Source organism: Synechococcus sp. H55.11 (assembly GCF_047462475.1).
GTDB lineage: Bacteria > Cyanobacteriota > Cyanobacteriia > Thermostichales > Thermostichaceae > Thermostichus.
In genome coordinates this window covers 47056-59738 of the sequence record NZ_JANSJI010000187.1, presented here as the reverse complement: position 1 = coordinate 59738, position 12683 = coordinate 47056, and the positions used below count along the sequence as shown (strand labels likewise).

Below are 12683 nucleotides of genomic sequence, written 5' to 3'. Positions count from 1 at the left end.
TCGTTGGGCCTGGATTTCCGGATCCAAAGGGGTGCGGCTGCCGGGTTCTGGATCCCAGTCGTAAAGCCAGTAGCTGCCATCCAGCAAGGGGTAGCGCTCCAACACCGCATCCAAAGCCAGATTTTCCGTCAACCGGAGGGCTTGGTCGTAGCGGTGCTCGCGGGCGTAGCGCACCGCCAGCGCATAGCGGACGGCGGCAGCCAGAGGATGATCCCCGTGGCGGTCGAGAAAAGCCTGCAACTCGCCGGGGGTTGCGCCGCTGTCTAGGAGCAAAAGCAGGCGGCGGCGCAAGACGTAGCGCATGTCCCCATCGCCAAAGGGCTCCGCCAGCCAGTTGGCCAAAAGGAGCAGCGCCTCCTCCCGCTTGCTTTGCCACTCCAAGGTGCGCGTCAACCAAAAGAGGGCATCGTCGGCGCCGGGGTGATCCGGGTAGGCGGTCAGCCAAGCCCGCCAAAGGGCCTCTTCTTCTGCCGGGGGGAAAGGCCGCGGGATCGGCTCGCCGGTCTCGGGATTGTGGGGGGAATAGCCAAAATAGCTGCCCCCGCGAATGCGGGCATATTCCCGGCAAGCTTGGGTAAAGCGGGAGTTGGGAAAAGCCTCCGCCAGCTGCAGCAAAACCAAACCATTGCTGATGCCGTGCAGAGCGGCCAAATCCTCGTTGAGAGACCTCTGCAGCAGCGGCTCCCCGACGGGATCCCCCTTGATGTAGAGCAGGGCCGCCGCCAAAAACCGCTGTGGGTCGGCATCATCGGCCACCACACTGCGCAACAACACCTGAGCACCAGGGTTGAGGGTTTCCGGCTCCGCTATCTGCAGCAGAAAAAACTCTCGAGATGAGGGTGGCAAACCTTCATACAGAGGGCGCACCGCCTGCACTGTTGGCTGTTCTAGGAGCAGCACCTGGTCGGCGCGCCCATAAAAATCGATGTAAGAGGTGGTACTCCCCTCAACCCGCTGCCGCACCGCCTGCACCTGGGATAGCGCCCAGGATGGGATCCCTTCCTCCTCATAGGGCAAGACGCTCAAGAGTTTCTTGGCCCGCTGTGGAGGGCTGCTTTCCAAGGCGGGGATCAGCACCCCGTAGACCTGCTCTCGAAAGGGAAATCCTTCTTGGGTGAGCAAGCTGTTGAGCCAGTTGAGATTGAAACTCCACTCCGGGCTATCGGCTTGGATCCCGGCCAAGGCCAGCTCGGTGAGGCGCTGCACCGACTCTGGCCGATCCAGCCCAAACAGCTCGTACTGGGGCGGGATCTCCTGACCGCTGGAGTAGTCGTAGCCCCCGAACAACGCCGCTGGGGCGAAAAACTCAGCCGGATTTTGCCGCAGCCGATCCTCCAACCACCAGCGGCTGTAAGGCAGGCCATGGCTTTGTAAAGTGTAAAAGGCGTAGCTGCGGCGGCTTGGGTCGGCGGATCCCCCCCAGCGGGCTAGCACAGGATAGATCAGAGGAAACCAGCGGTCGCTTGGGCCGGGATCGAACGCTGCCACATCTTCATAGCCGGAGAAAGCGGCGTACCGATAGAGGATCAGATCCCGGTGCATCTGCAGCCGTAGCCGCTGCAGTAGGACGTAGCCCCCCGCTCCCAGCCCCGCCAGGAGGCCGGCGGCGAGGGCCAGCGTTGCCACAGGACGAAGGGGAAAGCGGCGGGACGAGGGCGCAGCAGGCGGGGTATCCGGATTCATAAAACCCAATCCAAGTCCAGGCGGGCGTCCCCACTCTACTCGATTCTTTCCGAGCGCGGATAGAGGGCCTACAGCCATTTCGGGCCGGCCGCTTTCGATCACGGCTGCCGACGTAAACACCACACGGCTCCGGGCACGTCGGTTTCTCCCTCTCGCCGCAGGGTAAAGTTCTGATGATAGACGGGATCCAGCCCTGCCCGTTCTGCCTGCCGCAGCACGTAGGCGGCGGAGTGGGCAGAGCGCCCCGTGGTGGATCCCAGCTCGTAGCCGGGGACGGATCCCTGCTCGACGGTGAAGGCCAAAAGCCCGCCGGGATTGAGCACCCGCCCACAGGCCGGCAAGACCTGGCCCAAATCCCCCAGATAGATGAACACATCTGCCGCCAGGAGCAAGTCGTAGCGCTCTGAATCAAGCCGTGGCCATGGCCTTCGCGGCCTTTAAAATGAGGTAATCTAACATGCCGGTGTTCTCTTCGCCGCGGTAGTTACAAGTGGAGCGCACCAGCCACAGCCCCTTCCGAGTTCGGCAACAGAGGTTGAGCAGCGTGCGAGCCAGAATTTGTTGACGCGCCTGTAGGTCTTGGGCCGCGTCGAAAACCTCCCCATCCCACTCCGGTGTCAGCACACGGCTGTTGTAAAGCACACGCCAGAGAGAACGGGACCAAAGCGGATTGGTGATGTCGAACCAAAACTGGTAATCTGCCTCTAAACCTCGATTGATATAGGCCACCGGCGTCGCCACCACCAGGTAGCGGGAATAGTCGGGCTCAAAGCGTCCGCTGCTGGGGGTTTGTCCCGAGCGGATCATGGCCAAAAAGGCGGCATCCCCTTCGGTAGGGAAGGCCCGGCGAAACCGTTGCGCCGCCTCTATCAGCACGCGCAGCAGCTCCTGATCCTGAGGGGAGGAAATCACCGGGGCCAAGTGATCGGCAAAAAACCGCTGAAAGAAGACGGCCAATGAAGGCCCAGGAGGATAGCCGCGTAGCCAATCGAACAATCGCTGGTAGCGCTCCAGGTTGGCAAACCCCACCCGCTCCGGCTGCCGTACCGCGGTTCGGGAACGCAGAGAACGACCCACCGGATCCCAGGTATCTTGGGCCAACAGGGCTGCCCGGATGGGATCCAGATCCAACACCCAGCTCAACAGCAGCCGCCAGGCCGGCAGGGTGGGAAAAGCGCCCCACTCGGGATGGGCCAATTCCGCTGCCGTTAGCACTGCGCGCACCAACGGGTAGCGGATCAACGCCGGGAAAGGGGCGATCGGCAAGACCTCCGGCAATTGCTCCTGCAGCCTCAGGCTCACCCCCACATCCATACGCGGCAGCAAAACAGCAATGCGAGAGGCCGGGATCCCGGCCCGCAAAAGCTGCCGGATCTCAGCAACCATCCCTTCCACCGCTGTAAACAGAGTCTCTCCCTCCAGCACCTGCACCTTCGGCGGCTCTCCCCCCTTCGGTTCGGGCAGCGAATGCGAAAACTGGGGATCCAGCACCCGCACAATCTGCACCCCCAGCCGAATCATGCCGGCCGAGCCGCGATAGCTCCTCTCCAGAAGCTGAACCCCGGTGTTTTCCATCAAAAAGTCAGCTACTGCCTCCGGGATCCCGGTCAACGAGACTCCGCCGCCGAGGGTGTAGCTAAAAAACTGGCTTTGCAGATGGGCTTGCCCTTGCCGGTAAAACTCCAGCGCCACCCCGCAACTGTCTTCCGCCTGATCCACGATCAGGTGATCCCACTCCTGCCAAAACTCCGCCAGCGGCAAGATGTACTCACCAAACAGCCGGATCTGCAAGCCAAAATCCAGGGATCCCAGCCGCAACCCCACCTCCCACAGCCGCTCCACACAACAGCCCATCGCCTGCAAAGCCTCTGCCCGCCCCGGATCCCCCTCCGCCGGCCAGGCCGCTGCCAGCCGGGATCCCACCGCTTCCGCCGCCAAACCCGAAGCCCCCGCAATATAGGCAGCACTGCTGATCTGATCCCAGATCTGGAACTCCTTGAGCCCAACGCCGGCAAAGACTTGCCCATGCCGCGGGCACAAAGCGCAGGCCCGTTGGCAGAGAAATTGAGTCAGATCCTTGGCCAAGGGGATCGGCTCAAACTGAGGGGGCAACTGCGGGAGGCGGGCACACACCTGCGGCCAATGATCGGCCAGAGAGCGCCCCACCCGCTGCAAGAACGTCTCGATCCGCCACGGCCCCACCAAACCCAAGCTGGACTGCTGCAAGCGCCGCAACACCTCATCCGCCTGCCGTTGACTCCGCACCAAAAACAAGATCCGCGCCGGATCGGATCCCGCCTGCAACAAACTCCAATAGCGCTCCACACAAGCCTGGGTCAGCCCACTGCCTGCCCAGCCCAGCACACTTTGGAAGGGATCCCGCCAATGGTTCCTCATTGCTTCCACCGTCATTGGCCTCCCCAACCATTTTCTCGGCAAAAGACTGGACAAATAGGCCTTCGCTTCATTATGATTGGTTTTCGTTGCCAACTAAGCCCACGCGCTTCGGCAACCCAACGTACTGCTATTCCAGATACTGCCTCTTTGCAGGCAAGTCTGAGCAGTTCTAAGCAAAAGCAGTTTGGCGTGTAACTTCAGGCCGAGCTGAGCAGCAGGCCCAGTGCTGTCCAGATTGGCAGGGATCCTAGCCTCTCCCTGCACTGTTTTTTTGCCTGAGCCAGCAGACTTAGCCAGAGTCTGATTTTCTTGCCGTCACGCTGCTGCTCTACGCATCTGGCTGACCCAGCCAAAGGGCTCCGTCTCGACGGCTAGCTGATTGTCGGAGTGAGCCGGTTCTGAGTTGATGAAAACGAGTCGTGCAGGCTCGAGGGGAGGTTCTTGTGGCACTTGGCATCCTTGGCAGAAAAGTCGGCATGACCCAGATCTTCTCTCCAGAAGGGCTGGCCATTCCGGTCACCGTTGTACAGGCCGGGCCTTGCACGGTGACCCAGATCAAAACCCAAGCCACAGATGGCTACAACGCCGTTCAGTTGGGCTACTTGCCCACTGCCGAAAAGCATCTCACGCGGGCGCAGCGGGGCCACCTCAGCAAAGCGGGGGTGGCAGAGCTACTGCGCCACCTGCGGGAGTTTCGGGTTGACCAGCCAGAAGCCTACCAGTTGGGGCAAAAAATTACCGTTGAGATTTTCTCCCCCGGCCAATTGGTGGATGTGGCGGGCACCTCCATCGGGCGAGGGTTTGCCGGCTATCAGAAGCGGCACCACTTCGGCCGTGGCCCCATGTCCCACGGCTCCAAAAACCACCGCCGGCCAGGCTCCATCGGCGCCGGCACAACTCCAGGCCGCGTCTTTCCGGGGATGCGCATGGCAGGGCGGCTGGGAGGTGGCCGAGCCACCACCCGTAAATTGCAATTGGTGCAGGTGGATCCGGAGCGGGATCTGCTGGTGATCAAGGGTTGCGTGCCCGGCGTGGAAGGGGGGCTGCTGGAGATCACCCCTGCTAAGCAGGTGGGCAACAGACGTTAGGCAAAACCAAGGCTGACCGGCATCCGCGAAGACGAGGAAACCATGGCAAGTTGTGTGGTGAAAAATTGGCAAGGGGAAACGGTGGGCAGCGCCGAGCTAAGTCTTAAAGTGGCTCGTCCCGCAACAGCTCCCCACATCCTCTATCTGGCTCTGCGCCGGCAGATGACCAACGCTCGCCAGGGCAACGCCCACACCAAGACCCGAGCCGAAGTGCGGGGTGGCGGTCGCAAGCCTTGGAAGCAGAAAGGTACCGGTCGGGCTCGCGCCGGCTCCATTCGCTCCCCCCTGTGGCGCAAAGGTGGGGTGATCTTCGGCCCCCGCAAGCGGGAGTACAACCTGGCCATGAACCGCAAAGAGCGGCAACTGGCCCTGCGCACCGCTCTGCAAAGCCGGGTGGAAGACCTGATCGTGGTGGAAGATTTCCAGGAGCAGCTCAACCCACCCAAGACCCGCGCCGTGGCCCAAGCTCTGCTGCGCTGGGGAGTGATGGAGGATCAATCAGCTTTGCTCATTGTTGCCGAACGCTCGCAAGCTGTAGAGCGGGCCGTGCGCAACATTGCCCGCGTCAAGCTGATCGGCCTGGATCAGATCAACGTTTTTGATCTGCTCAACGTCGATTGGGTGCTGATCACCACCTCTGCCCTGGAACAGCTCAAGGCCCGCTGGGGATCCGGCGCAGCAACAGAAGCTGTAACCCAAGCCGAAGCCGCCGAAGGTCAAGCTCAGCCAGAAGATCCAAAAGCGCAAGCAGATCAGGCGGATCAAGAAGTTGCTCCAGCAACTCTCCAAGAGCCAACAGATCAGGCTGTAGTCGAGGAAGAGTTGCAGGAGCAGGACAGTGCCCAGCCACCAGCCGTAGAAGAGGCCGAAACAGCCGCAGCAGAGGAGGAAGACGATGACTGAGAGCAAGCGGATCCTGGCCGATATCTTGTTGCGACCCGTCATCACCGAAAAGGCAACCGCCCTGATGGAACAGCGCAAATACGTCTTTGAAGTGATGCCCACCGCCACCAAGCCCCTCATCCGAGCCGCCGTCGAGGAGATGTTCGGAGTGCGGGTCACCTCGGTCAACACCCTAAAGCTGCCCCGCAAGCAACGGCGGGTGGGTCGCTTTGTTGGCTATCGCACCCGTCCCAAGCGAGCCATCGTCACCTTGGCCGAGGGAGATTCCATCACCCTCTTCCCGGATACCTAGACCCTTTGATCCCTTGTTACTAAGCCGCTACCCCTAGTCCTCCACCCCCACCCGAGCCATGGGCATTCGTACTCTCCGACCGTACACCCCCAGCACCCGTCACATGACGGTCTCTGACTTCGAGGAGCTGTCCCGTGACGAGAACGGCAAGCGGCCCAGACCGGAAAAGTCTCTGCTGCAATTTCTTCACCGCAAGAAAGGGCGCAACAACCGCGGCGTCATCACCTGCCGCCACCGGGGCGGCGGCCACAAGCGGCTTTATCGCATCATCGACTTCCGCCGCGACAAACGCGGGATCCCGGCCACCGTCAAAACCGTGGAGTACGATCCCAACCGCAGTGCCCACATCTGCCTGGTGGAATACGAAGACGGTGAGAAGCGCTACATCCTCGCTCCCCGTAACCTACAGGTGGGATCCACCATCATGGCCGGGCCTGAGGCCCCCTTTGAGATCGGCAATGCCATGCCTTTAGAGCGGATCCCGTTGGGAACGGTGGTTCACAATGTGGAGCTGTATCCCGGTCGCGGCGGGCAGATCGTTCGCGCTGCCGGGGCTGGAGCTCAAGTGGTGGCCAGAGAGGGCAAATATGTCTCCCTTAAGCTGCCCTCTGGCGAAGTCCGCATGATCCGCGGCGAGTGCTACGCCACCATCGGCCAACTGGGCAACGTCGACCACAACAACCTCAGCCTGGGCAAGGCCGGTCGCAGCCGTTGGTTGGGGCGCCGTCCCCACGTGCGTGGCTCGGTGATGAACCCCGTCGATCACCCCCACGGCGGCGGGGAAGGAAAAGCACCCATCGGTCGCAGTACCCCTGTCACCCCTTGGGGCAAGCCCACCCTGGGCTACAAAACTCGTAAGCGCAACAAGCCCAGCAACAAGTTCATCGTGCGCGGTCGCCGTCGTGGAGGTCGTCGCGACAGAGGTGGGAGAGCCGCTCAATAGCAATCTGCTGGCCATCCGTATCCTCAAGCGTTTTCGAGGCTGAATTGCTTGTCAAACTGTCGAGGTTCTTATGGGACGTTCGCTAAAAAAAGGCCCCTTTGTGGATGCCAAGCTTCTTCTCAAGGTGGAGAAGATGAATGAGCGCAACGAGAAGCACATGATCAAAACCTGGTCGCGGGCCAGCACCATCCTGCCGGTGATGATCGGCCACACCATTGCCGTGCACAACGGCAAGCAACACGTGCCCATCTACATCACCGATCAGATGGTGGGCCACAAGCTGGGCGAGTTTGTTCCCACCCGTACCTTCCGCGGCCATGCGGGTAGCGACAAAAAAGCATCTCGCCGTTAACTGAGCGGCTGATAAGGAGAGCGATCTAGTAGGAGAGCGTTATGGCTGATTCATCGTCGGATATTAAAGCGGTAGCCCGCTACATCCGAATGTCCCCCTTCAAAGTGCGGCGGGTGCTGAACCAGATCCGAGGGCGCACCTATGCCGACGCCCTGATCCTGTTGGAGTTCATGCCCTACGCTGCTTGTGAGCCGGTGCGCAAGGTGCTGCGCTCGGCGGTGGCCAATGCGGAACACAACAGCGGCCTGGATCCGCGGGATCTGGTGATCAGCCAAGCCTACGCCGATCAGGGGCCTGTGCTGAAGCGGTTTCGCCCCCGCGCTCAAGGTCGGGCCTACCCCATTCGCAAGCGCACCTGTCACATCACCATCGCCGTCCGGCCTATAGAAGAAGCTGGAGCAGCAACAACTTCCTAACCTTCCCTATTCCCAGACCTCTACCCCTCAACCGACAACACCATGGGACAGAAGATCCACCCCACCGGTTTCCGCCTCGGCGTGATCAAAGAACATCGCAGCCGCTGGTTTGCCGATCCGGCCCGCTACCCGGCCTTGTTGCAGGAGGACGATCAGATCCGCGCCTACCTGACCAAGCAGTTGAGCAGTGCCGGCCTGGCCGACATCCAGATTGAGCGTAAGGCGGATCAAATTGACCTCGAGATCCGCGCTGCTCGCCCTGGGGTGGTGGTGGGTCGGGGAGGATCCGGCTTAGAGACTTTGCGCCAAGGCCTACAAAAAGAGCTGAGCTCACGAGGTGGCGGCGAACGAACCATCCGCATCAACGTTGTGGAAGTTACCCGTGCCGATGCCGAAGCAGCTTTGCTGGCGGAAAGTATTGCCCAACAGCTGGAACGGCGGATTGCTTTTCGCCGCATCGTGCGCCAGGTCATCCAGCGGGCGCAGCGGGCCGGTGTACAAGGGATCAAAATCCAAATTGCCGGTCGCCTCAACGGGGCCGAGATCGCCCGCACCGAATGGACGCGGGAGGGGCGGATCCCTTTGCACACCCTGCGGGCCGACATCGACTACGCCGAGCACCTCGCCCGCACCACCTTCGGCATCATCGGGGTCAAAGTTTGGGTCTTTAAAGGAGAAGTTCTGCCCGGGCAGGAACGTCCCGAACAAAAGGTTCCCCTGCAACAGCCCAAACGCCGGCAGCAGCGGCGGCGGCCCACCTTTGAAGATCGCTCGGCAACAGCAGAGACTTGAGCGTCGGCTAGGGATCCCATCGGTTCGCCAATGATTGAGGAACGGCTATGTTAAGCCCCAAACGCACCAAATACCGTAAGCAACAGCGCGGGCGCATGAAAGGCAAAGCGACCCGCGGCAACCGCATCAACTTTGGGGAATACGGCCTTGTGGCCCTAGAACCCGCCTGGATTACGGCTCGGCAGATCGAAGCCAGCCGTCGGGCCATGACGCGCTACGTCCGGCGAGGCGGCCAAATCTGGATCCGCATCTTTCCCGACAAGCCTGTTACCCAACGGCCTGCCGAAACCCGCATGGGATCCGGCAAAGGCAACCCCGAGTATTGGGTTTGCGTCGTCAAGCCAGGCCGCATCCTCTTTGAGATGGGAGGAGTGCCTGAAGCCACGGCTCGAGAGGCCATGCGCCTGGCCGCCCAAAAGCTGCCGATCAAAGTCAAGTTTGTAACCAAAGCCGACTTTGAGAAGCCGGAACCTGCCCAGGAAGCAGTTCCGGAAACCCCAGAACCGGTAGCTAGCCCTACCTGAGGGAGGAGAGTCAACCATGCCCATGCCCAAAATTGCCGATGCCCGTGCCCTATCGGACGAGGAACTGAGCCAGGAGATCTACGCCGTCAAAAAAGAGCTGTTCGAGCTGCGTTTGCAGCAGGCCACGCGGCAGTTGAACCAGCCCCACCTCATTCGCCTGCGCAAACACAAGCTGGCTCAACTGCTGACCGTTGAATCCGAGCGCAAACGCGGCAAGTTCTTGCCCTCAACTCAGACCCAGAAGGAGGAGTAATGCCTGCTCGCGAAAAGATCGGCGTTGTTGTCAGCAACAAGATGCAAAAGACGGTGGTTGTTGCCGTGGAAAACCGGGTTGCCCACCCCAAATACGGCAAAATCGTCGTCAAAACCAAAAAGTTTAAAGCCCACGACGAGGAGAACCGCTGCCAAGAAGGGGATCTGGTGCGCATCACCGAAACCCGTCCCCTCAGCCGCACCAAGCGTTGGCAAGTGGCCGAAATCTTACGGGAGGTGAAGAAACTATGATTCAGCAGCAAACCATGCTGACGGTTGCCGATAACACCGGCGCCCGCAAGATGATGTGTATTCGCGTGTTGGGCAGCAGTGGCCGCCGCTACGCCAGCTTGGGCGATGTGATTATCGGCGTCGTCAAAGATGCCCTGCCCAACATGCCCGTCAAAAAATCTGACGTCGTCAAGGCCGTGGTCATCCGCACCGTCGATACCGTACGTCGCCCTGACGGCATGTGCATCCGCTTCGACGACAACGCCGCCGTGATCATCAACAACGACGGTAACCCCCGTGGGACTCGTGTTTTCGGCCCTGTGGCTCGCGAGCTGCGGGAGAAAAACTTCACCAAGATCATCTCCCTTGCTCCGGAGGTACTCTAGATGGCCCGCCCCCTCAAGCCCAGCCAAATTCGGCGCTTAATCCGGCAACCCGGCATTCGCAAGCACCGCAACAGCCTGCGCTACAAAATGCGCATCAAGCAGGGGGATACCGTGCAGGTGATCTCCGGCGATGACAAAGGCAAAATCGGCGAGGTGCTGCGGGTTTTTCCCGAGCGCAACATGGTTGTGGTGGAAGGAGTCAACATCGTCACCTACCACCGCAAGCCGCAGCGAGAAGGGGAAAGTGGCCGAATTGAGACCAAAGAAGCCCCGATCCACGCCTGCAAGGTGATGCTCTATTCCAAGAAGCAGGAGGTGGCCAGCCGCATCCGCTATCAAATCACCGCCGATGGCCGCAAAGTCCGTGTCCTCAAGAAAACAGGCGAGATCCTCGACTAAGTGTCCCTTGAAGTTGACTAGGGCTCTGACCCAGCCCAGAGCCAAAAGGAGAAGCCACCATGCCGCAACGCCTGCAAATCCACTACAACACTGTCATCGTCCCCAAGCTACAAAAAGAGTTGGGCTACACCAACATCCATCAGGTGCCCCGCCTGGAGAAGATCGTCATCAACCGCGGCTTAGGGGAAGCCTCCCAAAATGCCAAAGCTCTGGAGTCCTCCATTGCCGAGATCAGCGCCATCACCGGCCAGCGTCCGGTGATCACCCGCGCCAGAAAGGCCATCGCCAGCTTCAAAATCCGCAAGGGCATGCCGGTTGGCCTGATGGTAACCCTAAGGCGGGAGCGCATGTATGCATTTTTGGATCGCTTGATCAATGTTGCCCTGCCCCGTATCCGCGACTTCCGCGGCATCAGCCCCAAAGCCTTCGACGGACGCGGCAACTACACCCTTGGCATTCGTGAACAACTGATCTTTCCGGAAATTAACTACGACTCTGTAGATCAGCTGCGAGGTATGGATATCTCCATCGTGACCACTGCTAAAACCGATGAAGAAGGCCGTGCCCTGCTCAAGGCGTTTGGCATGCCCTTTGCTTCTTAGGTTTGCCTATCCTGAGTTTTCTTGATCGATCTTCCGAGGAGCACTGACCCACCGATGGCCCACACCAACGACACGATCGCCGACATGCTCACCCGCATTCGCAATGCCACCCTGGCTCGGCACGAGTCGGTGGCAGTTCCGGCCACGCGCATGACCCGCAGCATCGCTCGCGTTCTTCATGAAGAAGGGTTCGTCAGCGAATGGAAAGAGGAAGGAGAAGGGATCCAAGCCCGCGTGGTGTTGCGGTTGAAGTATAAAGGCAAAGGGCGCAACTGCAGGCCCATCATCAACGGCTTAAAGCGAGTGAGCCGACCGGGCCTGCGGGTTTACCGCAGCCACAAAGAGCTGCCCCGCGTATTGGGCGGAATTGGGATTGCCATCATCTCTACTTCCAACGGCATCATGACCGATCGGGAGGCTCGCAAACAGGGCATTGGTGGCGAAGTACTCTGTTTTGTCTACTAGGTTCTCAGTTTTCTCTTGTCAGGAGTTTTTCCCATGTCTCGCATCGGTAGACGCCCCATCGCCCTTCCTGCCAAGGTGGAGATCCAGATCGACGGCCAGCACATTGCGGTGAAAGGCCCGAAAGGACAACTGTCCCGCAGTTTGCCTCCCCTGATCACCGTCCGGCAAGACGCTCAGATGCTCACGGTCAGCCGGCTCAACGATTCCCGTCCCGCCCGCCAACTGCACGGCCTCTGCCGCACCCTGGTGGCCAACATGGTAGATGGGGTATCGAAGGGATTTGAGCGGCGGCTGGAGCTGGTAGGTGTCGGTTACCGCGCTTCCACCCAAGGCAGCAAGTTAATCCTGAACGTCGGCTACAGCCACCCGGTGGAGATCCCCTTTCCCCCCGGCATCCAAATGGCCGTTGAAGGAAACAACATCGTTGTCGTCTCAGGTATGGATAAAGAACTGGTGGGCAACACTGCCGCCCGCATTCGGGCCGTCCGGCCCCCAGAGCCCTACAAGGGAAAAGGGATCCGTTATCTGGGAGAACAAGTTCGCCGTAAGGCAGGTAAATCGGGCAAAGCCAAGAAGTAAATAGCCTATGAAAACCAACCGCAAAATCACCACCCAACGTCGCCATCGCCGCATTCGCCGCAAGGTCTTTGGCACTGCCGAGCGGCCTCGCCTGGCTGTGTTTCGCTCCCATCGACACATCTACGCCCAGGTGATCGACGATGTAGCTCAGCATACCCTAACCTCTGCCTCCACCCTGGACACGGAGCTGCGCGAAAAATTCAAAGAGACCGGGACGGCCACCCAAGAGGCGGCTGCCTTGGTGGGCCGCTCAGTTGCCGAGCGGGCCTTGCAAATGGGTATTTCTCGCGTGGTTTTCGATCGGGGGGGCAAGCTTTATCACGGGCGCGTTCAAGCGCTGGCAGAGGCTGCCCGAGAGGCGGGGTTACAGTTCTAGCTA

The 12683-nt window shown here is 60.4% G+C and carries 18 protein-coding genes and 1 pseudogene; 16 read left to right on the top strand and 3 right to left on the bottom strand.

What is annotated here, in order from left to right:
* The 3 genes from NW853_RS08065 to NW853_RS08055 form a co-directional block, all read right to left on the bottom strand.
* Positions 1 to 1683: tetratricopeptide repeat protein (locus NW853_RS08065; protein WP_414348754.1), on the bottom strand; the 1683-nt coding region annotated here is incomplete at its 3' end.
* 98 nt (positions 1684 to 1781) lie between these two features.
* Complete coding sequence (locus NW853_RS08060; RefSeq protein ID WP_414333297.1) at positions 1782 to 2057, bottom strand: hypothetical protein; 276 nt, start codon at positions 2055 to 2057, stop codon at positions 1782 to 1784.
* Positions 2058 to 2091: 34 nt separating this feature from the next.
* Positions 2092 to 4095, bottom strand: coding sequence for a hypothetical protein (locus NW853_RS08055; RefSeq protein ID WP_414348753.1), 2004 nt, complete (start codon positions 4093 to 4095; stop codon positions 2092 to 2094).
* A gap of 428 nt (positions 4096 to 4523) precedes the next feature.
* Here NW853_RS08055 and rplC point away from each other — a divergent pair, with 428 nt between their 5' ends.
* From rplC to rplR, 16 genes and pseudogenes are all read left to right on the top strand, one after another.
* On the top strand, positions 4524 to 5168 hold the full coding sequence (rplC, locus tag NW853_RS08050; RefSeq protein WP_414333293.1) for a 50S ribosomal protein L3: 645 nt from the start codon (positions 4524 to 4526) through the stop codon (positions 5166 to 5168).
* A gap of 42 nt (positions 5169 to 5210) precedes the next feature.
* Positions 5211 to 5837: pseudogene (gene rplD / locus NW853_RS08045) on the top strand (50S ribosomal protein L4); the annotation flags it as partial.
* A gap of 226 nt (positions 5838 to 6063) precedes the next feature.
* On the top strand, positions 6064 to 6363 hold the full coding sequence (locus NW853_RS08040; protein ID WP_414333291.1) for a 50S ribosomal protein L23: 300 nt from the start codon (positions 6064 to 6066) through the stop codon (positions 6361 to 6363).
* Between the two features lie 58 nt (positions 6364 to 6421).
* Positions 6422 to 7306, top strand: coding sequence for a 50S ribosomal protein L2 (rplB, locus tag NW853_RS08035; RefSeq protein ID WP_414333289.1), 885 nt, complete (start codon positions 6422 to 6424; stop codon positions 7304 to 7306).
* A gap of 70 nt (positions 7307 to 7376) precedes the next feature.
* The gene (gene rpsS / locus NW853_RS08030) at positions 7377 to 7658 is read left to right on the top strand and encodes a 30S ribosomal protein S19 (RefSeq protein WP_414333287.1); all 282 of its coding nucleotides are present in this window, start codon (positions 7377 to 7379) and stop codon (positions 7656 to 7658) included.
* A gap of 41 nt (positions 7659 to 7699) precedes the next feature.
* The gene (rplV, locus tag NW853_RS08025) at positions 7700 to 8074 is read left to right on the top strand and encodes a 50S ribosomal protein L22 (protein WP_414333285.1); all 375 of its coding nucleotides are present in this window, start codon (positions 7700 to 7702) and stop codon (positions 8072 to 8074) included.
* A 42-nt stretch (positions 8075 to 8116) separates the two neighbouring features.
* Positions 8117 to 8866 (top strand): 30S ribosomal protein S3, encoded by a 750-nt coding sequence (rpsC, locus tag NW853_RS08020; protein ID WP_414333283.1) that lies wholly within the window; start codon positions 8117 to 8119, stop codon positions 8864 to 8866.
* 47 nt (positions 8867 to 8913) lie between these two features.
* The gene (rplP, locus tag NW853_RS08015; protein WP_414333281.1) at positions 8914 to 9390 is read left to right on the top strand and encodes a 50S ribosomal protein L16; all 477 of its coding nucleotides are present in this window, start codon (positions 8914 to 8916) and stop codon (positions 9388 to 9390) included.
* 16 nt (positions 9391 to 9406) lie between these two features.
* Positions 9407 to 9643 carry a 50S ribosomal protein L29 gene (gene rpmC, locus NW853_RS08010; RefSeq protein WP_414333279.1) on the top strand — a complete coding sequence of 79 codons (237 nt, stop codon included), beginning with the start codon at positions 9407 to 9409 and terminating at the stop codon, positions 9641 to 9643.
* Positions 9643 to 9894, top strand: coding sequence for a 30S ribosomal protein S17 (gene rpsQ, locus NW853_RS08005; RefSeq protein WP_414333277.1), 252 nt, complete (start codon positions 9643 to 9645; stop codon positions 9892 to 9894). Before rpmC ends, rpsQ begins: the two co-directional genes overlap by 1 nt.
* Positions 9891 to 10259 (top strand): 50S ribosomal protein L14, encoded by a 369-nt coding sequence (gene rplN, locus NW853_RS08000; protein ID WP_011434162.1) that lies wholly within the window; start codon positions 9891 to 9893, stop codon positions 10257 to 10259. The genes rpsQ and rplN overlap by 4 nt, the downstream gene beginning before the upstream one ends.
* The gene (gene rplX, locus NW853_RS07995) at positions 10260 to 10658 is read left to right on the top strand and encodes a 50S ribosomal protein L24 (RefSeq protein ID WP_414333276.1); all 399 of its coding nucleotides are present in this window, start codon (positions 10260 to 10262) and stop codon (positions 10656 to 10658) included.
* A gap of 59 nt (positions 10659 to 10717) precedes the next feature.
* Positions 10718 to 11260 (top strand): 50S ribosomal protein L5, encoded by a 543-nt coding sequence (rplE, locus tag NW853_RS07990; RefSeq protein ID WP_414333275.1) that lies wholly within the window; start codon positions 10718 to 10720, stop codon positions 11258 to 11260.
* 54 nt (positions 11261 to 11314) lie between these two features.
* The gene (gene rpsH, locus NW853_RS07985; protein WP_414333273.1) at positions 11315 to 11725 is read left to right on the top strand and encodes a 30S ribosomal protein S8; all 411 of its coding nucleotides are present in this window, start codon (positions 11315 to 11317) and stop codon (positions 11723 to 11725) included.
* A 33-nt stretch (positions 11726 to 11758) separates the two neighbouring features.
* Positions 11759 to 12304, top strand: coding sequence for a 50S ribosomal protein L6 (gene rplF / locus NW853_RS07980; protein WP_414333271.1), 546 nt, complete (start codon positions 11759 to 11761; stop codon positions 12302 to 12304).
* Positions 12305 to 12311: 7 nt separating this feature from the next.
* Entirely contained in the window at positions 12312 to 12680 is a 369-nt protein-coding gene (rplR, locus tag NW853_RS07975; RefSeq protein WP_414333269.1) for a 50S ribosomal protein L18, read from the top strand.
* Positions 12681 to 12683 lie beyond the last annotated feature (3 nt).

Bases quoted from the DNA above. Each gene is read 5' to 3' on its own strand.
- rplE (WP_414333275.1), top strand. From the start codon at position 10,718: ATGCCGCAACGCCTGCAAATCCACTACAACACTGTCATCGTCCCCAAG.
- rplF (WP_414333271.1), top strand. From the start codon at position 11,759: ATGTCTCGCATCGGTAGACGCCCCATCGCCCTTCCTGCCAAGGTGGAG.
- rpsH (WP_414333273.1), top strand. From the start codon at position 11,315: ATGGCCCACACCAACGACACGATCGCCGACATGCTCACCCGCATTCGC.
- rplP (WP_414333281.1), top strand. From the start codon at position 8,914: ATGTTAAGCCCCAAACGCACCAAATACCGTAAGCAACAGCGCGGGCGC.
- rpmC (WP_414333279.1), top strand. From the start codon at position 9,407: ATGCCCATGCCCAAAATTGCCGATGCCCGTGCCCTATCGGACGAGGAA.
- rpsS (WP_414333287.1), top strand. From the start codon at position 7,377: ATGGGACGTTCGCTAAAAAAAGGCCCCTTTGTGGATGCCAAGCTTCTT.
- rplB (WP_414333289.1), top strand. From the start codon at position 6,422: ATGGGCATTCGTACTCTCCGACCGTACACCCCCAGCACCCGTCACATG.
- rpsQ (WP_414333277.1), top strand. From the start codon at position 9,643: ATGCCTGCTCGCGAAAAGATCGGCGTTGTTGTCAGCAACAAGATGCAA.
- NW853_RS08055 (WP_414348753.1), bottom strand. From the start codon at position 4,095: ATGACGGTGGAAGCAATGAGGAACCATTGGCGGGATCCCTTCCAAAGT.
- rplX (WP_414333276.1), top strand. From the start codon at position 10,260: ATGGCCCGCCCCCTCAAGCCCAGCCAAATTCGGCGCTTAATCCGGCAA.
- rplN (WP_011434162.1), top strand. From the start codon at position 9,891: ATGATTCAGCAGCAAACCATGCTGACGGTTGCCGATAACACCGGCGCC.
- rplR (WP_414333269.1), top strand. From the start codon at position 12,312: ATGAAAACCAACCGCAAAATCACCACCCAACGTCGCCATCGCCGCATT.
- NW853_RS08040 (WP_414333291.1), top strand. From the start codon at position 6,064: ATGACTGAGAGCAAGCGGATCCTGGCCGATATCTTGTTGCGACCCGTC.
- rpsC (WP_414333283.1), top strand. From the start codon at position 8,117: ATGGGACAGAAGATCCACCCCACCGGTTTCCGCCTCGGCGTGATCAAA.
- rplV (WP_414333285.1), top strand. From the start codon at position 7,700: ATGGCTGATTCATCGTCGGATATTAAAGCGGTAGCCCGCTACATCCGA.